Raw genomic sequence first — 21025 nt, 5'->3', positions numbered from 1 at the left:
TGCCGGCAAATTTAAAACAATTAAGGAAATGCGTGATAAGTTTTGGGGTGGCCTTAGTATCATACTGGCTGTGTTGGGTGGGTTTGGTTGTAAAACCAATCTAGCAAATATTCCGGTAACCAATAACAATACTGCCGTCTCCTCGGTGGCTCCGGTACCGCTACGTGATACCATAACTTTGCAGCAGGATAGTATCCCGGAGTGGGTATCTAAAAAAGGGCCTTATCAACCGGCAAGAACCCTGCTTTCTGATTTAATTCATACGCGTCTTAAAATTCGTTTTGATTGGAACAAGCAACAGGCCATCGGAGAAGCGGTGCTTACTTTAAAGCCGTATTTTTATCCGCAGAATACCGCTGTTTTGGATGCGAAAGGTTTCACGATTCAGCGTGTTAAACTAGTAAGTGGCACGGCTACTAAAGATTTGCAATATACTTATGATAACCTGAAACTTACCGTAAAACTCGACAAAACCTACACCCGTAATCAGGAATATAAATTACTAATTAATTACATTGCCAACCCCAATAACCTGCAAGTAAAAGGCAGTGTGGCTATTACATCCGATAAAGGTTTGTATTTTATAAATCCGTTAGGCAAAGAACCTAACAAACCTAAGCAGATATGGACCCAGGGTGAAACAGAAGCTAATTCAGCCTGGTTACCCACGATAGATTCGCCGAATGAGCGCATGACGCAGGAATTTTACATAACCGTAGATCCGCAATACACGACCCTGTCTAACGGTTTACTGGTAAGCTCAGTAAAGAACCCCGATGGTACCCGAACGGATTACTGGAAAATGGATAAGCCCCATGCGCCTTATTTAGCCATGATGGCAGTAGGAGAATTTGCGGTGGTGCGCGATAAGTGGCGTAATTTAAATGTTGATTTCTATGTAGAGCCAAAATTTAAAAATACGGCTAAAGCTGTTTTTGGCCATACTCCCGAAATGATGGAGTTCTTTTCTAAAAAATTAGGAATGGATTTTCCGTGGCAAAAATATGCTTCGGTGGTAGTGCGCGATTACGTTTCTGGAGCAATGGAAAATACTACTGCTTCGGTTTTTATGGAAAGCTTACAACTTTCCCGGCGAGAGTTATTAGATACAAACTGGGATTTTATTATTGCACATGAGCTGTTTCACCAATGGTTTGGCGATTTAGTAACCCTGGAAAGCTGGGCTAACTTGCCTTTAAACGAATCTTTTGCCAATTACAGCGAATATTTATGGGAGGAACACAAAAATGGAAAAGCCGCTGCCGATGCATTAAACCTGAAGGAACTTAATGAATATTTAGCCGAAGCCGAAACCAAACAAGAACCCTTAATCCGTTATCATTATCAGGATAAAGAAGATATGTTTGACAGCCATTCTTACGCCAAAGGTGGCCGGGTTTTACACATGCTTCGGAATTATGTAGGTGATGAAGCTTTTTTTACGGCTTTACACAACTACTTAAAAGCAAACCAATTTACCTCCGTAGAGTTAGCCGAGCTGCGCATGGCCTTTGAGGATGTAACCGGCGAAGATTTAAACTGGTTTTTTGATCAGTGGTTTTTAAAACCTGGCCACCCAGACTTAAAAGTGGTGCATACCTACCAAAACGGTCAAGTAAAACTGGCTGTCACGCAGCAACAAGACTCCCTTTATACCCCTGTTTATCGCCTGCCTGTAACAATTGCTATTTATAATGGCAAAGAAAAGAAAGAGCATGAAATTGTTATTACCAAAGCACAACAAGAATTTCAATTTCCGGTTAAGTCTCAACCTGAACTGGTGGTATTCGACGCCAAGCAGCAGTTATTAGGTACAATAGATCATCCTAAAACGGAGGCTGAATTAATTTACCAGTTTTATAATGTTGATCAATATTTACCGAAGTACGAAGCAATAACCAAATTAACCGAAAAAGTAAATGAGCCCGCTGTACTAGCCATGATCCGGTCAGCTTTAAAAGATAAAACTTTTCAGATAAGATCGGCAGCATTGAATGCCCTGGCTAAATATACCGGTTCAGAGTCTGAAATCTTATTTAAGGAATTGCAACAAGTAGCTAAAAAAGACCAGAAAAGCGCTGTGCGGGCAGATGCCGTTACGGCCATTGCCTCGCTGAATAACCCCGCAGTTTTCGAAATTTTAGAACAATCTCTTTCCGATTCATCTTATGCGGTAATAGCAGCCGGTATCGAAGGCTTAATTACTACCAAAAATGGGCAAGTAGCACCTAAATTAAAACAATTTGATAATAGCACAAGTAGCGAATTATTAAGAGCACTGTCGGGTTATTATGCTCGTTTTGGTAATCCAACTTACTTCGATTGGTTTTTAAAAAATATTGAAATTGTAAAAGGTGAGAATTTATACTTCTTTACTCAAAATTTTGGCGGCTTTTTAATGAACTTTGGCCCTCAGGTAGATCTTAACAAGGGGATAATAAAATTAGAAGATATGGCCCGCAACCACGAGACTTATTTTATAAGGTTAGCTGCTTTTCAAGCCCTAAGCATAGCTTCAGATTCTGAGGAACAGCGAAAGAAGTTGATAGAAATTAAAAAAAATGAAAAAGATCCAAAGCTGATTCGGATTTACACCAACATTCCGGATTAGCCGAAAATTAAGTAATTACTTGAAATTCAATGGTAAATGTGGATGGTTGCGAATGTGTAAAATTGAGCTTGCCAAATAAAATTAAAAACTGTAAAACATTTTTGCAGAAAAGTTTGACAAAGAAAAAAAACCATCTAATTTTGCAACTCCTTACGAAACAGCCTCGCTGTTAAATCAGGGTGGTTCTTTAAATTAATGAAGCCGGGGAGATTCCAGAGCGGCCAAATGGGACGGACTGTAACTCCGTTGTAGTGATACTTCGAAGGTTCGAATCCTTCTCTCCCCACATTTAAAAGAATGAACAATGTTTGTGTAATGGCAATTGTGCTTATCTTGCAAACCTCTCATTCGAAAGTTACATAAGCGGGAGTAGCTCAGTTGGTAGAGCGACAGCCTTCCAAGCTGTAGGTCGCGGGTTCGAACCTCGTCTCCCGCTCAAACACCAACAGTATAGAACTTGTGGAATTTTAAAGTTCTATAATGCTGCCGACGTAGCTCAGGGGTAGAGTACTTCCTTGGTAAGGAAGGGGTCGTGGGTTCAATTCCCATCGTTGGCTCAATAGCATTTTCCGCTTAGCGAAGCTTTGTGCTTGTTAAGCGGTTTTGTATATTAATGAAATAATAAAAATTTAACAATTCAATAATAAAAATACAATGGCAAAAGAAAATTTTGATCGCTCGAAGCCGCACGTTAACATCGGTACCATCGGGCACGTTGACCACGGTAAAACAACCCTGACTGCCGCTATCACTCAGGTTTTAGCGAACAAAGGTCTTGCCGAGAAAAGAGATTTCTCCTCTATCGATAACGCTCCCGAAGAAAAAGAACGTGGTATTACCATTAACACTTCTCACGTGGAATATGCTACGGCTAACCGTCACTACGCACACGTAGATTGCCCTGGTCACGCTGACTATGTGAAAAACATGGTTACTGGTGCTGCCCAGATGGACGGCGCTATCCTGGTAGTGGCTGCTACAGATGGTCCAATGCCGCAAACTCGTGAGCACATCCTGTTGGCTCGTCAGGTAGGTGTACCTCAACTAGTTGTTTTCATGAACAAAGTTGACATGGTAGACGACCCAGAATTATTAGAGCTGGTAGAAATGGAAATTCGGGAATTATTATCATTCTACGATTTCGATGGTGATAACATTCCGGTAATCCAAGGTTCTGCATTAGGTGGTTTAAATGGAGATGCTAAGTGGGTTGCTACTATCGAGCAATTAATGGAAGCAGTAGATAACTTTATTCCAATTCCTACTCGTTTAACAGATCTTCCATTCTTGATGCCAGTAGAAGACGTGTTCTCTATTACAGGTCGTGGTACTGTGGCTACTGGTCGTATTGAGCGTGGTGTAATCAACTCTGGCGAACCTGTTGATATCTTAGGTATGGGTGCTGAAGGTTTAAAATCTACAGTAACAGGGGTAGAGATGTTCCGCAAAATCCTAGACAGAGGTGAAGCTGGTGATAACGTAGGTTTATTGTTACGTGGTATCGACAAAGACCAAATCCGTCGAGGTATGGTTATTTGCAAGCCAGGTTCTGTTAAACCGCACGCTGAGTTTAAAGCGGAAGTTTACGTATTATCTAAAGAAGAAGGTGGTCGTCATACGCCATTCTTTAACAAATACCGTCCACAGTTTTATCTGCGTACAACTGACGTAACTGGTGAAATTGTTCTGCCAGAAGGTGTAGAAATGGTTATGCCTGGTGATAACATTACTATTACTGTTAAATTAATTAACAAAGTAGCAATGGAGAAAGGCTTACGTTTTGCGATTCGTGAAGGTGGTCGTACCGTAGGTGCTGGTCAGGTAACTGAGATTTTAGACTAATTTTTAAATAAATTTAATCCGCTCTCAAATAAAAACTGGGAGCGGATTTGTTTATATATATAAATTAATTAAATTTGCACTCCATTTCAAAAATGGTGTGCATTTTTTACGGGTGTAGCTCAATTGGTAGAGTAGTGGTCTCCAAAACCATTGGCTGGGAGTTCGAGTCTCTCCACCCGTGCAAATAATTTTGGCAATTTCGTAGTAGATGGAAAAGGTTAAGAAATATATCAGTGATACAGTTGAGGAAATGAGACACCGTGTTTCATGGCCAAAATATGCGGAGTTGCAAAATAGCTCGGTATTAGTGTTGGTAGGCTCAATTGTGTTTGCGATTGTTGTAGGCCTCATGGATTTTGTGTACGATTCTACTTTATCGTGGTTTTATAACCAATTTTAATCTAGAAGTTCATGGCAGATTTAAAATGGTATGTAGTTCGTGCGGTAAGTGGTCAAGAAAAAAAGGCTAAATCCTATCTTGAAACCGAAATTGCCCGGCAAGAGCTTACAGACTACGTACCGCAAGTTCTAATTCCGGCAGAAAAAGTCTACGAAATGCGGAATGGAAAAAAAAGAGTTAGAGAGCGTAATTTTTTTCCAGGCTACATTTTAATTCATGCTGATCTATCCCACGGTGAAGCAGAGCACATCATCATTAGTACTCCAGGTGTGATTGGATTTTTGGGAGCTAATGAAGGTTCTGCAATGAAAAAGCCGGTTCCCTTACGTTTGTCTGAAGTAAATCGTATTCTGGGCAAGGTTGATGAAACGGATGAAACAGAAGAAACTTTAGAATCTCCATTTATAGTTGGAGAAACAGTGAAGGTGATGGATGGACCATTTAATGGATTTGCCGGAACTGTAGAAGAGGTGTTTGAAGAAAGAAAGAAACTCAACGTAATGGTAAAGATTTTTGGTAGAAATACCCCGGTTGAGTTAAACTACATGCAAGTAGAGAAAGAATCTTAAAAGGTTTGGTGTTAACAGCTCTTAGTACCAAATTTTAAAAATAAGGAGCTAAATAAATAATTTTACTTAAGCAATTAGCTGAAGTTTTAAAAAATGGCAAAAGAAATAAAAGGTTACCTGAAATTACAGGTAAAGGGAGGTGCCGCGAATCCATCGCCACCGATTGGACCTGCACTTGGCTCTAAAGGCTTAAATATAATGGAGTTCTGTAAGCAATTTAATGCTAGAACCCAAGATAAAGCCGGCCAAATCTGTCCCGTACTGATTACAATCTACACTGACAAGTCATTCGACTTTGTTATCAAAACTCCTCCAGCTCCAGTGTTACTGCTTGATGCTGCTAAAGTTAAAAATGGTTCAAAAGAACCAAACCGGAATAAGGTTGGTTCAGTTACCTGGGATCAGGTTAGAGCAATTGCAGAAACAAAAATGCCCGACTTAAACGCATTTAAAATTGAATCTGCAATGAAGTTGGTAGCAGGTACTGCACGCAGTATGGGGATTACAGTTACTGGAAAAGCTCCATGGAGCGAATAAGTGTTAGAAAGTAATGGCAAAAAATACTAAAAACAGGAAAGCTGCTTTAGCGAAAGTAGACCTGAATAAAGAATATTCTTTACTGGATGCAGCAGGAGTAGTGAAAGAAATTACTTTCACCAAGTTTGATGCATCTGTAGACATTGACGTGCGTTTAGGAGTAGATCCTCGTAAAGCTGATCAAATGGTTCGTGGTATAGCTACATTACCACATGGAACTGGTAAAACAGTGCGGGTTCTTGTACTTTGCACTCCAGATAAGGAGCAGGAAGCGAAGGATGCTGGAGCAGACTACGTTGGATTAGATGAATATATTCAAAAGATTGAAAAAGGCTGGACAGATGTTGATGTAATTATTACAATGCCTTCTGTTATGGCTAAAGTAGGTCGTTTAGGACGTATTTTAGGTCCACGTAATTTAATGCCTAATCCTAAATCTGGTACTGTAACACCTGAAGTAGGCAAAGCTGTAAAAGAAGTAAAAGCAGGTAAAATTGATTTTAAAGTTGATAAAACCGGCATTATTCACACGAGCATTGGTAAAGTTTCTTTTTCTCCGGAAAAGCTAGCCGAGAACGCTTCAGAAGTAATTTCAACATTAAATCGGTTAAAACCATCATCTGCAAAAGGAACTTATATCAGAAGTATTACATTGTCTAGCACAATGAGTCCAGCAGTTCCAGTAGATCCAAGTTTAACTTCAGGAAAATAAGAGAATGACAAGGGAAGAAAAACAAGCTATAGTTGATGAACTAGCGGATAAATTTGCTACACATCAAGTTTTTTATATTACAAATGCAGCTGGTTTAACCGTAGCTAGTATCAATCGTTTCCGGAGATTATGCTATGATAGAGGCATGGAGTATAAAGTATATAAAAATACTTTAATCCGCAAAGCGCTAGATACTTTGAACGCAGATACTACATCGTTAGATGTGGCTTTAAAAGGACAATCAGGTGTTTTGTTTTCAAAAGAATCTGGAAGTGCTCCTGCTAAGCTTTTAAAAGCTTTTTATAAAGCTGAAGCCTATGGTAAAGGTGTAGAACCTAAACCAGCATTTAAAGGAGCTTACATAGATAGTGATGTATTTGTTGGTGCTGAAAACTTAGAAGTACTAAACACAATTAAGTCGAAGCAAGATTTGATAGGCGAGATTATTGGTCTATTACAATCTCCTGCGAAAAATGTTATTTCGGCACTTCAGGGTGGTGGTAACAAACTTGCTGGTATCCTAAAAACATTGTCTGAAAAAGAATAACTTAAACAATAAATAATAACTTTAATTTTTAAATAAAAATGGCAGATTTAAAAGCATTCGCTGAGCAGTTAGTTAATTTAACTGTAAAAGAGGTAAATGAACTAGCTACAATCCTAAAGGATGAATACGGCATTGAGCCGGCAGCTGCAGCTCCTGTGATGGTAGCCGGCGGTGCTGCTGGTGGATCAGATGCTCCTGCAGCTGAAGAAAAAACAGCTTTTGATGTAATATTGAAGAGTGCTGGTGCTTCTAAACTAGCAGTAGTGAAATTAGTAAAAGAATTAACTGGTTTAGGCCTGAAAGAAGCTAAAGAATTAGTTGATGCTGCTCCAAAACCATTGAAAGAAGGTGTTGCTAAAGATGAAGCAGAATCTCTGAAAAAATCTTTAGAGGAAGCAGGTGCTGAAGTGGAGGTTAAATAAATAAACTTAATCCTTACAATCTTCTACCAATAAGTAGACCTGGCAATTTAGTCAGGTCTTTTCCTGTTTGTACCCAAGAAACTTTCTAATATGCATTTAAAAGGTACTTGGGCTAAATATAAATAAGTTTGTAAACTTTAAATATCAAAGTTTTGGCTAAACATAAAATAAGTGAGCGCATTAACTTCGCTTCGATTACACCCGTAATTGACTACCCAGATTTTCTTGATGTTCAGCTACAATCTTTTCGCGACTTTTTTCAATTAGAAACACCCGCTGAAAACCGGACAGATGAAGGACTGTTTAAGGTATTTGCTGAGAACTTTCCAATTTCTGACTCTCGGGAAAATTTTGTTCTTGAATTTATTGATTATCATGTTGACCCACCTAAATATTCTGTTGATGAATGTATTGATCGGGGTTTAACATATTCTGTGCCTTTAAAGGCAAAGCTTCGTCTGATTTGTAATGACGAAGATAATGAAGATTTCGAAACTATCGAACAGGAAGTTTTCTTAGGAAATATTCCTTATATGACGGAAAAAGGATCTTTTGTTATCAACGGAGCAGAACGGGTTATTGTTTCTCAGCTACATCGCTCGCCGGGAGTATTCTTTGCTCAAAGTAAACATACTAACGGAACAAAACTATATTCAGCCCGGATTATTCCTTTTAAAGGTTCCTGGATTGAATTTGCTACTGACGTAAACAACGTGATGTATGCCTATATAGATCGGAAAAAGAAATTTCCAGTAACTACTCTACTCCGGGCTATTGGATACGGTACAGATAAAGATATTTTGGATTTATTCGGGCTATCGGAAGAAGTACCTGCTGATAAAAAGACCATGAAGAAAGCTGTAGGACGTAAGTTAGCCGCAAGGGTATTACGTACCTGGACAGAAGATTTCGTGGATGAAGATACTGGTGAAGTTGTTTCTATTGACCGGAATGAAGTTTTATTAGAGCGTGATTCCACTTTAACCGAAGAAGATATTGACACCATTCTGGATTCTGGAGCAAAGTCGATTATTCTGCATCGGGAAAATGTAAATATTGCCGATTATACTATCATCTATAATACGTTACAAAAAGATAATTCTAACTCTGAGCAAGAAGCTGTTGAGCAGATTTATCGTCAGTTACGTAATACAGAAGCTCCAGACGTAGAAACTGCTCGTGATATTATCCAGAAGTTATTCTTCTCGGATAAGCGTTACGATTTAGGAGATGTTGGAAGGTATCGCATAAATAAAAAATTAGGCCTGGATAATAACTGGGATGCAAAGGTACTTACGAATGAAGACATAGTTCTTATTGTAAAATACCTAATAGGTTTAATTAACTCTAAAGCTGTAGTAGACGATATCGACCACTTAAGCAATCGTCGGGTACGCACCGTAGGTGAGCAATTATATGCTCAATTTGGTGTAGGACTAGCCCGTATGGCTCGTACCATCAAAGAACGTATGAACGTTCGGGATAACGAGGAGTTTAAGCCGGTTGACTTGATCAATGCAAGAACTCTTTCTTCAGTTATTAACTCTTTCTTTGGTACAAACCAGTTATCTCAGTTTATGGACCAAACTAACCCTTTGGCCGAGATAACTCACAAACGCCGGGTTTCTGCCTTAGGACCAGGAGGTTTATCTAGAGAGAGGGCCGGGTTTGAGGTTCGTGACGTACACTATACCCACTACGGACGTTTGTGTACAATTGAAACACCTGAAGGACCAAACATCGGTTTGATTTCTTCCTTATGTGTACATGCCCGGGTAAATAATATGGGTTTCATTGAAACTCCATACCGTAAAGTAACCGAAGGAAAGGTAGAAGTAGAAAAAGGTGTCGTTTACTTAACTGCGGAAGAAGAAGATACACACCATATTGCCCAGGCAAACGCAGTGATAGATGAAGGAGGTAATTTCTTATCCGATAGAGTAAAAGGACGTTTTGAAGGTGACTTCCCAGTTACAGAACCATCGACTTATACGTATATGGACGTGGCTCCTAATCAAATCGTATCAGTGGCGGCGTCTCTAATTCCATTCTTAGAACACGACGATGCTAACCGGGCCTTGATGGGTTCAAACATGCAACGTCAAGCTGTACCATTATTAAAGCCACAAGCTCCAATTGTAGGTACTGGCTTAGAAGGGCGTGCTGCAATTGATTCAAGAGCTTTAATTGTAGCTGAAGGTCCAGGAGTTGTTGAATTTGTGGATGCAACAAAGGTGGTAGTTAAATACGACTTGAGCGAAGATGATAAATTAGTAAGCTTCGACGCTGAGTATGTAACCTATGATCTGATTAAATTCAGAAGAACTAACCAAGATACGTGCATTAACTTAACTCCCATTGTGCATAGAGGCGACATAGTGAAAAAAGGTCAGGCTTTATGCGAAGGCTACGCAACCAATGATGGTGAATTAGCTTTAGGACGTAATTTGCAAGTAGCCTTTATGCCATGGCAAGGTTATAACTTTGAGGATGCTATCGTAATTTCGGAGAAAGTAGTACGTGATGATGTATTTACTTCTATCCACATAGAGGAATTTGAGTTAGAAGTAAGAGAGACTAAGAGGGGAGAAGAAGAATTAACGTCTGAAATTCCTAACGTTAGTGAAGAAGCTGTTCGTAACTTAGATGAAAACGGTATTATCCGCCGGGGTGCTGAGGTAAAAGAAGGTGATATTTTAATTGGTAAGATTACGCCAAAAGGTGAAACAGATCCAACTCCTGAAGAAAAGCTTTTAAGAGCTATTTTCGGGGATAAGGCTGGTGATGTGAAAGACGCCTCTCTTAAAGCGCCACCATCTTTAAACGGGGTAGTTATAGAAACCAAGTTGTTCTCCCGTCCGAAAAAAGATAAAAATCTTCGGGCTAAGTCTAAGAAAGAAGTTGAAGATTTAAAGTCGCATTATAACAGCGAATTAAAAGCTGTAAAAAATATAATGATCGATAAATTATCTCAATTACTTGATGGACAAGTTACTAATGGGGTTAAGCATAAGTTTGGGGACGAAATCATGTCGAAAGGTGTGAAATTCTCCCGGAAAAACATTGCGGAAAACTTATTTCCGGATAAAAACCCTTATAAAGACGAGAGTAATTACGCCGTACCAGAAGAAGTAAATTTATTTAAAGATCTGATTCTGGAGAACTGGACTGCCGATGAACGAATTAATAATATGGTTATTGAGCTGGTTAAAAATTATAACAAGCGTCGTAACAATATTTCTGCTCGTTTCAAACGGGAGCGATTTACATTAGAAGTTGGGGATGAGTTACCAGCCGGTATTGTACAATTAGCAAAAGTTTATATTGCCAAAAAGCGTAAGCTTAAAGTAGGTGATAAAATGGCGGGGCGGCATGGTAATAAAGGGGTAGTAGCTCGTATTGTTCGAGAAGAAGATATGCCTTTCTTAGAAGATGGTACACCAATGGACATTGTATTAAATCCATTAGGGGTACCTTCCCGGATGAACATTGGCCAGATTTATGAAACAGTATTAGGTTGGGCAGGTTTAAAGTTAGGTAAAAAGTACGCTACACCAATTTTTGATGGCGCATCTGAGGAACAAGTATCTGCCGAGTTGACAGAGGCTGGCGTACCACGTTATGGCCGGACTTATCTATATGATGGATTAACCGGTGATAAATTTGATCAGCCTGTTACAGTTGGTGTGATTTACATGCTGAAGTTAGGTCACTTAGTAGATGATAAGATGCACGCGCGTTCTATAGGACCGTACTCATTAATTACACAACAACCGTTGGGTGGTAAAGCCCAATTTGGTGGCCAGCGTTTTGGTGAGATGGAAGTTTGGGCGTTAGAAGCTTTTGGTGCATCTCATGTATTGCAAGAGATTCTGACTGTTAAATCAGATGATGTAATTGGTAGAGCCAAGGCTTACGAAGCTATAGTAAAAGGTGATGTATTGCCAAAACCTAATATACCAGAATCATTTAATGTATTGATTCATGAGTTAAGAGGTTTGGCTCTTGAAATCACATTAGATTAACACATATTTAAAAGCGAAGACCAGAAATGAAATGTTTCTGGTCTTCCTTTCGTTGTGTTTAGAACAGACAAATTGTATAATTTTCAAATCTGAAAAATGGCATTTGCAAAAAATAAAAAATTAGTTCAGGACTTCTCTAAAGTTACAATTAGCCTGGCTTCTCCGGAGTCTATTCTGGAACGGTCGAATGGTGAAGTAACTAAGCCGGAAACAATTAACTACAGAACTTACAAACCTGAAATGGGTGGTTTATTCTGTGAGCGAATTTTTGGTCCGGTTAAAGATTGGGAATGTCACTGCGGTAAATATAAAAGAATCAGATATAAAGGTATTATCTGCGACCGTTGCGGTGTAGAAGTAACGGAGAAAAAGGTACGCCGGGAGCGGATGGGCCATATTGAATTAGTGGTTCCGGTTGCTCATATCTGGTACTTTAAATCATTGCCAAATAAAATTGGTTACTTATTAGGGCTACCTACTAAAAAATTAGATCAGATTATCTACTACGAACGGTATGTAGTAGTTCAACCTGGTATTTTAGCTGAAGATGGTGTTAACACTTTAGATTTCTTAACGGAAGATGAATATCTGGATATGATAGATAAACTTCCTCGGGAAAATCAAATGTTAGACAATAGTGATCCTAACAAATTCATTGCAAAGATGGGCGCTGAGGCATTAGAGTTATTGTTAACTCGAATTAACCTTGATGATTTGTCTTATGAATTACGCTATTCTGCCGCTCACGAAACCTCGCAGCAGCGAAAAGGAGAAGCATTAAAAAGGTTACGTGTTGTAGAAGCTTTCCGGGATGCAGCTACGCGGATAGAAAATAAACCTGAGTGGATGGTAATCCGGATGGTTCCAGTAATTCCGCCAGAACTGCGTCCATTAGTGCCATTGGATGGTGGGCGTTTTGCTACATCAGATTTAAATGATTTGTATCGTCGGGTTATTATCCGGAATAATCGTTTGAAAAGATTAATTGAGATTAAAGCTCCCGAAGTAATTTTACGGAATGAAAAGCGTATGTTACAGGAAGCTGTTGATTCTTTATTCGACAATTCTCGTAAAGTAAACGCGGTGCGGGCGGAAGGTAACCGAGCCTTAAAATCTCTTTCAGATATGTTGAAAGGTAAGCAAGGCCGTTTCCGTCAAAACCTATTAGGTAAGCGGGTAGATTATTCAGGCCGTTCCGTAATTGTTGTTGGCCCGGAATTAAAGCTGCATGAATGCGGTCTGCCTAAAAACATGGCTGCTGAGCTTTTTAAGCCGTTTATCATTCGCAAGTTGATTGAACGGGGTATTGTTAAAACAGTAAAATCAGCCAAGAAAATTGTAGACCGGAAAGACCCGGTTGTTTGGGACATTCTAGAAAACGTGTTGAAAGGACATCCGGTATTATTGAACCGGGCTCCTACGCTTCACCGTTTAGGTATTCAAGCTTTCCAACCTAAGTTAATTGAAGGTAAAGCGATTCAGTTACACCCATTAGTATGTACTGCTTTTAACGCTGACTTTGACGGTGACCAAATGGCGGTACACGTTCCACTTGGTCCGGCGGCTATTTTGGAAGCCTCAATGTTAATGTTGGCATCACATAATATTCTGAACCCAGCTAATGGTGCGCCAATTGCAGTACCATCGCAGGACATGGTATTGGGCTTATATTATGTAACTAAAGGGAAGCGTTCTACTGAAAACGAGAAAATCGCGGGAGAAGGTAGAACATTCTATAGTGCTGAAGAAGTAATAATTGCTATTAATGAAGGCCAACTTTCTAAACATGCCTACATAAAGGTTAGAACGAACGTACTGGACGAAAATGAAAAGATAGTAACCAAAGTTATTGAGACGGTAGCTGGTCGGGTACTATTCAATCAATTTGTGCCGGAAGAAGTGGGCTTTGTGGATGAACTTTTGACTAAGAAAAAATTACAGCAGATTATTTCCCGAGTGTTTAAAGCAACTGGTATGGCTCGTACGGCCCAGTTCCTGGATGATATTAAAACTTTAGGATTCCAGTCTGCTTACAAAGGTGGTTTGTCAATGGGGCTTGGCGATATCGTTATTCCAAAAGAAAAAGATATACTGGTAGAGCAAGCCAAAAAAGATGTTGATGCAGTATGGGCAAACTATTCCATGGGTTTAATCACCGACAACGAACGATACAATCAGGTAATTGATATCTGGACTCGTATAAACAACCAGATTACGGAAACTCTGATGAGTCGTCTGGAAAAAGACGATCAAGGATTTAACTCTATTTATATGATGATGCACTCTGGAGCACGTGGTTCCCGGGAGCAGATACGTCAGTTAGGTGGTATGCGGGGACTGATGGCGAAGCCACAGAAATCATTACAAGGTTCAGTAGGAGAAATTATTGAGAACCCTATTCTTTCTAATTTTAAGGAAGGTTTAGATGTAATTGAATACTTTATTTCTACGCACGGTGCTCGTAAAGGTTTGGCCGATACAGCACTTAAAACCGCAGATGCTGGTTACTTGACACGTCGTTTAGTTGACGTTTCTCAGGACGTGATCGTGAACGAAGAAGATTGCGGTACCTTACGTGGTTTGGAAGTAAGTGCACTTAAGGATAATGAGGATATTGTTGAATCTCTTTCAGAAAGAATTCTCGGCCGGGTAAATGTTCACGACATTATTGATCCAGTAAATAATGAAATGATCTTAGAGGCGGGTTCTGAGATTACAGAAGAGATAACTAGAAAAATAGAAGCTACCTCAATCGAAACTATTGAAATCCGTTCGGTGCTTACTTGCGAAAGCAAGCGTGGAATTTGTGCCAAATGTTATGGCCGTAACCTTTCTTCTGGACGTATGGTGCAGAAAGGGGAAGCCGTTGGTGTTATTGCAGCTCAGTCAATTGGGGAACCAGGTACTCAGTTAACTCTTCGTACTTTCCACGTGGGTGGTACGGCATCAAACATTGCTGTAGATGCAGCTATCAGGGCTAAGTTTAATGGAGTAATTGAGTTTGAAGATGTTCGGACGATAGAAACAGTCAATAATGAAGGTGCTACAGTTAAAGTAGTAATGGGGCGTTCTGGTGAAGTGAGAATTGTAGAACCAGGTACAAATAAAATCCTGATCACAAATCACGTTCCTTATGGTTCATTCTTAACGGTTGAAGAAGGCCAAACTATTAACAAAGGTGATGAGATTTGCGCATGGGATCCGTACAATGCAGTAATTTTATCTGAATTTGATGGTCTTATTTCATACGAGTCTTTAATTGAAGGTATCACTTACCGGGAAGAATCGGATGAGCAAACCGGTCACCGGGAAAAAGTAATTATTGAAACCAAAGATAAGACTCAAAACCCATCTATCGTTGTAAATCCAAGTAGCGGAGAAAGCAAAGGTTATAATATTCCGGTAGGGGCTCACCTGACCGTAGAAGACGGAGAGCAGATTAGAGCAGGACAAATTTTAGCTAAAATACCACGTGCAATTGGTAAGACCCGTGATATTACTGGTGGTTTGCCACGTGTTACGGAGTTATTTGAAGCTCGTAATCCATCTAATCCTGCGGTAGTATCGGAGATTGACGGAGTAGTTACATACGGTGGAGTTAAACGCGGTAACCGTGAAATCTTCATTGAATCGAAAGATGGCGTGAAGAAAAAGTACATGGTGCCATTATCAAAGCACATCCTTGTTCAGGATAACGATTTTATCCGGGCCGGATTGCCTCTATCTGATGGTGCTATTACTCCAACGGATATCTTAAATATTCAAGGCCCAGGTGCAGTACAAGAATACTTGGTTAACGAGATTCAAGAAGTTTACCGCTTACAAGGGGTAAAAATCAATGATAAGCACATTGAGGTAGTAGTTCGCCAGATGATGCAGAAAGTTATGGTGATAGATCCAGGAGATACAACTTTCCTAGAGAATCAAATTGTAGATAAAGTTTCTTTCATGGAAGAAAACGATACGATTATTGATATGAAAGTTGTGGAAGATGCTGGTGATTCATCAAATTTAAAACCAGGACAAATTGTTACTTCACGCCGGTTACGAGATGAGAACTCGAGTTTAAAACGCCGTGACTTACGTTTAGTAACAGTACGCGATGCGCAACCAGCTGTGTCTAAGCCAACACTACAAGGAATAACGCAAGCTTCCTTAGGTACTCAAAGCTTTATCTCTGCTGCTTCATTCCAAGAAACAACTAAAGTGTTAAGTGAAGCTGCTATTAAAGGAAAAGCAGATGAGCTTTTAGGCCTGAAAGAAAACGTGATTGTAGGGCACCTGATTCCTGCTGGTACTGGTTTACGCGAATATAATAATTTAATTGTAGGGTCACGGGAAGAGTACGACTCGCTAATTGCTTCTAAGCAAGCAACTAAAGCCAGACAGTCTGAATTATTAAATAGATAAAATCGTATGGCAAAGGAATCGGTTAAAAATGATCAGAATCAAATTAATATTGAACTCACTGAAGAAATTGCAGAAGGGGAATACGCTAATTTGGCTATGATTGCACATTCCAGTAGCGAGTTTGTAATTGATTTTATCCGTTTAATGCCAGGAATACCGAAGGCAAAGGTTAAATCTAGAATTGTTATCACACCAGAGCATGCAAAACGATTGTTAGCAGCTTTAGCAGATAATATTCAAAGATATGAGACTTCTTTTGGTACAATCAAACAAACTCAAGAAGAACCAAGTTTTCCGATGAACTTTGGGAATAATATAGGTGAAGCATAACCTACTACATAACATAAAAAGGCCCTTGTTAGTAGCAAGGGCTTTTTTATGTTATGTATTTAGGATTTTTTTAAAAGATAACAATTTAGCACATCCTGTTTTTATTAAAAAAATATAAAATTTAGGAATAGTGTATTATCATATCAAGTAAAAGCAAGTAGAAGTTACTAGTGAATATAAGATAGTTACAGAAAAGCAGTAATAACTTATTTGTTTTAAGTAGAATAATATAAAGCTTCTGACTATATATCATAGAAGATAAGGCAACTAAATATCTGGCTATATTAAAAAGTTACATAGATGTAAAAGAATAGGATTTGAACTTAATCCAATTTTAAAATAGAATAATTTAGGGTAGAGATAGAATGAAGTTACTCTATATTCATTAAATAACTAATAACATCCTAATAATTACTTAATTAAATTTTTGATTTTGCAAAGTAAATTATATACCTTTGCAAACCGTTTTTGGAAGAAAATAGATTATTATAAAACATTATTAAATGCCTACTATACAGCAATTAGTAAGAAAAGGTAGAGAAAAGTTAACAACAAAATCAAAATCTCCTGCCTTAGATTCATGCCCACAAAGAAGAGGTGTGTGTACCCGTGTTTATACGACTACTCCTAAAAAGCCAAACTCAGCTATGAGAAAAGTAGCTAGAGTGCGCTTAACAAATGGAAAAGAAGTAAATGCTTACATTCCTGGGGAAGGACATAATTTGCAGGAACACTCAATTGTATTAATCCGAGGCGGTAGAGTTAAAGATTTGCCTGGAGTTCGTTACCATATAATTCGTGGGGCATTAGATACAGCAGGAGTTAATGGTAGGTTACAAAGAAGATCCAAGTACGGAGCAAAGCGTCCTAAACCAGGACAAGCAGCTGCTGCTAAAGGCGGTAAACCAGCTCCAGGTAAAAAGAAATAAAATAGTTTGTTAAAAGATGAGAAAAGCAAAACCTAAAAATAGAGTTCTTCTTCCAGACCCAAAGTATAAAGAAACTTTGGTAACAAGATTTGTAAACTACCTGATGTATGACGGTAAGAAAAGTATTGCTTACAATATTTTTTATGATGCATGCGAAGTGGTAGAAAAAAGAACAAAAGAAAATGGTTTAGAGACTTGGAGAAAGGCTTTAAATAATATTATGCCTAGCGTAGAGGTTAAAAGCCGCCGGGTGGGCGGTGCAACTTTTCAAGTTCCAACAGAAGTAAGACCTGATAGAAAAATTTCATTAGGTATCAAATGGATGATTCTGTACGCTAGAAAGCGGGGTGAAAAAACGATGACTGATAAACTAGCAGGAGAAATAATTGCTGCTGCTAAAGGGGAAGGTGCTGCTGTTAAGAAAAAAGATGATACTCACCGGATGGCTGAAGCAAATAAAGCCTTCTCACATTTTAGATTTTAAAAATGGCTCGCGATTTAAAGTTCACAAGAAATATTGGTATTGCTGCACACATTGATGCAGGTAAAACAACCACAACAGAACGTATTCTTTACTATTCTGGAGTAAGCCATAAAATAGGTGAGGTTCATGATGGAGCTGCAACTATGGACTGGATGGAACAGGAGCAGGAACGCGGAATTACAATTACTTCAGCGGCTACTACTGTTAATTGGAATTATAGAGGAGATAAATACCACATTAACATTATCGATACACCAGGACACGTTGATTTTACAGTGGAAGTAAACCGTTCTCTTAGGGTATTAGATGGTTTAGTTTTCTTGTTTAGCGCTGTTGATGGTGTAGAACCTCAATCAGAAACAAACTGGCGATTAGCAAATAACTATAATGTTGCCCGTATTGGTTTCGTAAATAAAATGGACAGGTCTGGTGCAGACTTCCTTGCTGTAGTAAGACAAGTGAAAGAAATGTTGGGAAGTAATGCAGTAGCATTACAATTGCCAATTGGTTCCGAAGATAATTTTAGAGGGGTAGTTGATTTAGTAAATTTCCGGGGCATTGAATGGAATGAGCATGATAAAGGAATGACCTTTACAGAAGTTCCAATTCCAGATGATATGCTGGAAGAAGCAAAAGAATATCGGGAGAAGTTATTAGAAGCAGTAGCCGAGTACGATGAAAGCTTAATGGAAAAATATTTCGAAGATCCTGAATCTATCACGGAAGATGAAATATTAGCTGCATTAAGAAAAGCTACTATTGATATGGCTATTGTACCTATGCTCTGCGGTTCTTCTTTCAAAAACAAAGGGGTACAAACCATGCTTGATTATGTAATGGCATTGTGTCCTTCTCCTTTAGATAAAGAAAGTATTAAAGGTACAAATCCAGATACAGGAGAAGAAGTTGCTCGTAAGCCATCAGAAAGTGATCCTTTTGCTGCATTAGCATTTAAAATTGCTACTGACCCGTATGTTGGCCGCCTTTGCTTTATACGAGCCTATTCAGGAGTATTGGAATCAGGTTCATATGTATACAACACGCGTTCAAATAATAAAGAACGTATTTCAAGAATCTTTCAAATGCATGCTAATAAGCAAAATGCAATTGAAAGATTAAGTGCGGGAGACATTGGTGCAGTAGTTGGTTTTAAAGACATTAAAACGGGTGATACTCTTTGTGCGCAGGACGCCAAAATTGTACTGGAAGCAATGGATTTTCCAGAACCAGTAATTGGGTATGCAATTGAGCCTAAAACACAAGCTGACGCTGATAAAATGGGTATGGCAATTGGAAAACTTGTTGAAGAAGATCCCACTTTGCAAGTACATACTGATCAGGAAACAGGCCAAACCATTTTGAGAGGAATGGGAGAGCTTCACCTGGAAATTATTATGGATCGCCTTAAAAGAGAATTTAAGGTAGAAATAAATCAAGGAGCGCCACAAGTAGCATATAAAGAAACAATAACTAAAAGCGTTGAACATCGGGAAACTTATAAAAAGCAATCTGGTGGTAGAGGTAAATTTGGTGATATTGTTTTTGAAATCGGACCTCGCACAGATGATAAAGCTGGTTTAGAGTTTGTTAATGCAATAGTTGGTGGTGTTATTCCAAAAGAATTTATTCCTGCGATTCAGAAAGGCTTTGAAGAAGCAATGAAAGATGGCGTATTAGCTGGATTCCCGATCGAAGCTATGAAAGTACGTTTATTCCACGGCTCTTACCATGAAGTAGATTCGGATGCATTGTCTTTTGAGTTAGCAGCTCGCCAAGGCTTTAAAGAAGCAGCACGTAAATGTGCTCCTAAGCTACTAGAACCTATAATGGCGTTAGAAGTTATCACGCCAGATGAATATACTGGGCCTGTTACAGGAGATTTAAATAGAAGAAGAGGTTTAATGAAAGGAATGGACACAAAAGCTGGTTCACAAGTAGTAAAAGCTGATGTGCCCTTGTCTGAATTGTTTGGCTATGTAACCGATTTAAGAACTTTAACATCAGGTAGAGCAACGGCAAACTTAACATTCTCTCATTATGAGCAAGTGCCGCAGAACCTTGCGGATGCAATTGTAGCAAAAATTAAAGGAACCGGTAAATAGTAAAGAATAATATGAATCAGAAAATAAGAATTAAATTAAAATCTTACGACCATAACTTGGTTGATAAATCTTCTGAGAAGATTGTCAAGGCAGTTAAGGCTACCGGTGCCATTGTAAGTGGTCCAATTCCATTGCCAACCGAAAAAGATAAATTTACAGTTTTAAGATCTCCCCACGTAAATAAAAAAGCAAGAGAACAATTTCAATTATGTACTTACAAGCGCTTAGTTGATATTTACTCTACTAGTTCTAAAACCGTGGATGCTTTAATGAAATTAGAGTTACCTAGTGGAGTAGATGTTGAAATAAAAGTTTGATAATTGATACATTTATAAAAAGAGGAACCTGATGATTTCTGGTTCCTTTTTTTATGTATGTATTTAATTATTTGCTAGATAAAGTTTGTAAATTATAATATTAATTTACTATCTTTGCACTCCCTTAGCGAAAGGTTAAGGTGGAATTTTGTATTAATCAAAAAAAAGAATGCCTGGAATTATCGGTAAAAAAATCGGAATGACAAGCCTCTTCACGCCTGAAGGAAAAAGCGTAGCAGTTACGCTGATTCAAGCAGGACCTTGTGTAGTGACACAGGTTAAAACTGTAGAAGTGGATGGTTACCAAGCTGTACAATTAGGCTTTGGTGATGTAAAAGAAAAAAAAGTTTCTCGTGCTTTAAACGGACACTTTAAAAAAGCTAACGCTTCTGCTAAGGCTAAAGTTGTTGAATTTAGAACAGAAGATGAAAGTTTTAAATTAGGGGATACAGTAGGTGTTGACTTATTTGAAGAAGGAGAGTACTTGGATGTAGTTGGTACATCTAAAGGTAAAGGCTTTCAAGGGGTAGTGAAACGTTACAACTTCGGTGGTGTTGGTGGCCAAACACATGGTCAGCATAACCGGGCTCGGCATCCAGGTTCAATTGGAGCATGCTCTTGGCCCTCAAGAGTTTTCAAAGGTATGCGTATGGCAGGCCGCATGGGTAATAATCGCGTAAAAATCCAGAACCTACGGGTAATGCGCGTCTTATCAGACAAAAATTTAATTTTAGTAAGTGGCTCTGTTCCTGGTGCCAAAAATTCATTTGTTGTATTAGAGAAATAAA

16 protein-coding genes and 4 tRNA genes are annotated in these 21025 nt (G+C 38.8%); all 20 read left to right on the top strand.

Features of this window, described 5'->3' with window-relative positions; translation table 11 throughout:
• Positions 1-28: 28 nt before the first annotated feature.
• Complete coding sequence (locus tag HUW51_RS03430) at positions 29-2611, top strand: M1 family metallopeptidase (protein WP_185272599.1); 2583 nt, start codon at positions 29-31, stop codon at positions 2609-2611.
• Positions 2612-2814: 203 nt separating this feature from the next.
• A tRNA-Tyr gene (locus HUW51_RS03425) sits at positions 2815-2897 on the top strand.
• A 77-nt stretch (positions 2898-2974) separates the two neighbouring features.
• Positions 2975-3047 (top strand) — tRNA-Gly (locus HUW51_RS03420).
• Between the two features lie 49 nt (positions 3048-3096).
• Positions 3097-3168: transfer RNA gene (locus HUW51_RS03415), tRNA-Thr, on the top strand.
• Positions 3169-3265: 97 nt separating this feature from the next.
• Positions 3266-4453, top strand: coding sequence for an elongation factor Tu (gene tuf, locus HUW51_RS03410; RefSeq protein ID WP_185272598.1), 1188 nt, complete (start codon positions 3266-3268; stop codon positions 4451-4453).
• Between the two features lie 108 nt (positions 4454-4561).
• Positions 4562-4634 (top strand) — tRNA-Trp (locus HUW51_RS03405).
• A 27-nt stretch (positions 4635-4661) separates the two neighbouring features.
• Positions 4662-4853 (top strand): preprotein translocase subunit SecE, encoded by a 192-nt coding sequence (gene secE / locus HUW51_RS03400; RefSeq protein ID WP_185272597.1) that lies wholly within the window; start codon positions 4662-4664, stop codon positions 4851-4853.
• A gap of 11 nt (positions 4854-4864) precedes the next feature.
• A complete protein-coding gene (nusG, locus tag HUW51_RS03395) occupies positions 4865-5422 on the top strand; it encodes a transcription termination/antitermination protein NusG (protein ID WP_185272596.1) in 558 nt (185 codons plus the stop codon).
• A 93-nt stretch (positions 5423-5515) separates the two neighbouring features.
• Positions 5516-5959, top strand: a complete 444-nt coding sequence (gene rplK / locus HUW51_RS03390) for a 50S ribosomal protein L11 (protein WP_185272595.1) — start codon at positions 5516-5518, stop codon at positions 5957-5959.
• Between the two features lie 13 nt (positions 5960-5972).
• A complete protein-coding gene (gene rplA, locus HUW51_RS03385) occupies positions 5973-6671 on the top strand; it encodes a 50S ribosomal protein L1 (protein WP_185272594.1) in 699 nt (232 codons plus the stop codon).
• Positions 6672-6675: 4 nt separating this feature from the next.
• Positions 6676-7218, top strand: coding sequence for a 50S ribosomal protein L10 (gene rplJ / locus HUW51_RS03380; protein WP_185272593.1), 543 nt, complete (start codon positions 6676-6678; stop codon positions 7216-7218).
• Positions 7219-7256: 38 nt separating this feature from the next.
• Entirely contained in the window at positions 7257-7640 is a 384-nt protein-coding gene (gene rplL / locus HUW51_RS03375; protein WP_185272592.1) for a 50S ribosomal protein L7/L12, read from the top strand.
• Between the two features lie 152 nt (positions 7641-7792).
• A complete protein-coding gene (rpoB, locus tag HUW51_RS03370; RefSeq protein ID WP_185272591.1) occupies positions 7793-11665 on the top strand; it encodes a DNA-directed RNA polymerase subunit beta in 3873 nt (1290 codons plus the stop codon).
• Positions 11666-11761: 96 nt separating this feature from the next.
• Positions 11762-16075: a DNA-directed RNA polymerase subunit beta' gene (gene rpoC, locus HUW51_RS03365; RefSeq protein ID WP_185272590.1), complete on the top strand. Its 4314-nt coding sequence runs from the start codon at positions 11762-11764 to the stop codon at positions 16073-16075.
• 6 nt (positions 16076-16081) lie between these two features.
• Positions 16082-16405, top strand: a complete 324-nt coding sequence (locus HUW51_RS03360; protein WP_185272589.1) for a DUF3467 domain-containing protein — start codon at positions 16082-16084, stop codon at positions 16403-16405.
• A gap of 503 nt (positions 16406-16908) precedes the next feature.
• A complete protein-coding gene (gene rpsL / locus HUW51_RS03355; protein ID WP_185272588.1) occupies positions 16909-17334 on the top strand; it encodes a 30S ribosomal protein S12 in 426 nt (141 codons plus the stop codon).
• Positions 17335-17350: 16 nt separating this feature from the next.
• Positions 17351-17818 carry a 30S ribosomal protein S7 gene (gene rpsG, locus HUW51_RS03350; protein WP_185272587.1) on the top strand — a complete coding sequence of 156 codons (468 nt, stop codon included), beginning with the start codon at positions 17351-17353 and terminating at the stop codon, positions 17816-17818.
• Positions 17819-17820: 2 nt separating this feature from the next.
• Complete coding sequence (fusA, locus tag HUW51_RS03345) at positions 17821-19920, top strand: elongation factor G (RefSeq protein ID WP_185272586.1); 2100 nt, start codon at positions 17821-17823, stop codon at positions 19918-19920.
• 11 nt (positions 19921-19931) lie between these two features.
• Positions 19932-20237, top strand: a complete 306-nt coding sequence (gene rpsJ, locus HUW51_RS03340; RefSeq protein WP_106930172.1) for a 30S ribosomal protein S10 — start codon at positions 19932-19934, stop codon at positions 20235-20237.
• 169 nt (positions 20238-20406) lie between these two features.
• Positions 20407-21024, top strand: coding sequence for a 50S ribosomal protein L3 (gene rplC, locus HUW51_RS03335; protein WP_185272585.1), 618 nt, complete (start codon positions 20407-20409; stop codon positions 21022-21024).
• Position 21025: the final 1 nt, after the last annotated feature.

Origin of the sequence: Adhaeribacter swui, from assembly GCF_014217805.1 — a bacterium.
Classification (GTDB): domain Bacteria; phylum Bacteroidota; class Bacteroidia; order Cytophagales; family Hymenobacteraceae; genus Adhaeribacter; species Adhaeribacter swui.
Note: the sequence above shows the minus strand (reverse complement) of the source record. Positions and strands in the feature narration are given on the sequence as shown.

Coding starts and splice junctions, on each gene's coding strand:
- nusG (WP_185272596.1), top strand. CDS start 4,865: ATGGCAGATTTAAAATGGTATGTAGTTCGTGCGGTAAGTGGTCAAGAA.
- fusA (WP_185272586.1), top strand. CDS start 17,821: ATGGCTCGCGATTTAAAGTTCACAAGAAATATTGGTATTGCTGCACAC.
- rpoC (WP_185272590.1), top strand. CDS start 11,762: ATGGCATTTGCAAAAAATAAAAAATTAGTTCAGGACTTCTCTAAAGTT.
- rplK (WP_185272595.1), top strand. CDS start 5,516: ATGGCAAAAGAAATAAAAGGTTACCTGAAATTACAGGTAAAGGGAGGT.
- secE (WP_185272597.1), top strand. CDS start 4,662: ATGGAAAAGGTTAAGAAATATATCAGTGATACAGTTGAGGAAATGAGA.
- rplJ (WP_185272593.1), top strand. CDS start 6,676: ATGACAAGGGAAGAAAAACAAGCTATAGTTGATGAACTAGCGGATAAA.
- HUW51_RS03430 (WP_185272599.1), top strand. CDS start 29: ATGCGTGATAAGTTTTGGGGTGGCCTTAGTATCATACTGGCTGTGTTG.
- rplL (WP_185272592.1), top strand. CDS start 7,257: ATGGCAGATTTAAAAGCATTCGCTGAGCAGTTAGTTAATTTAACTGTA.
- tuf (WP_185272598.1), top strand. CDS start 3,266: ATGGCAAAAGAAAATTTTGATCGCTCGAAGCCGCACGTTAACATCGGT.
- HUW51_RS03360 (WP_185272589.1), top strand. CDS start 16,082: ATGGCAAAGGAATCGGTTAAAAATGATCAGAATCAAATTAATATTGAA.
- rplC (WP_185272585.1), top strand. CDS start 20,407: ATGCCTGGAATTATCGGTAAAAAAATCGGAATGACAAGCCTCTTCACG.
- rpsJ (WP_106930172.1), top strand. CDS start 19,932: ATGAATCAGAAAATAAGAATTAAATTAAAATCTTACGACCATAACTTG.
- rplA (WP_185272594.1), top strand. CDS start 5,973: ATGGCAAAAAATACTAAAAACAGGAAAGCTGCTTTAGCGAAAGTAGAC.
- rpsL (WP_185272588.1), top strand. CDS start 16,909: ATGCCTACTATACAGCAATTAGTAAGAAAAGGTAGAGAAAAGTTAACA.
- rpsG (WP_185272587.1), top strand. CDS start 17,351: ATGAGAAAAGCAAAACCTAAAAATAGAGTTCTTCTTCCAGACCCAAAG.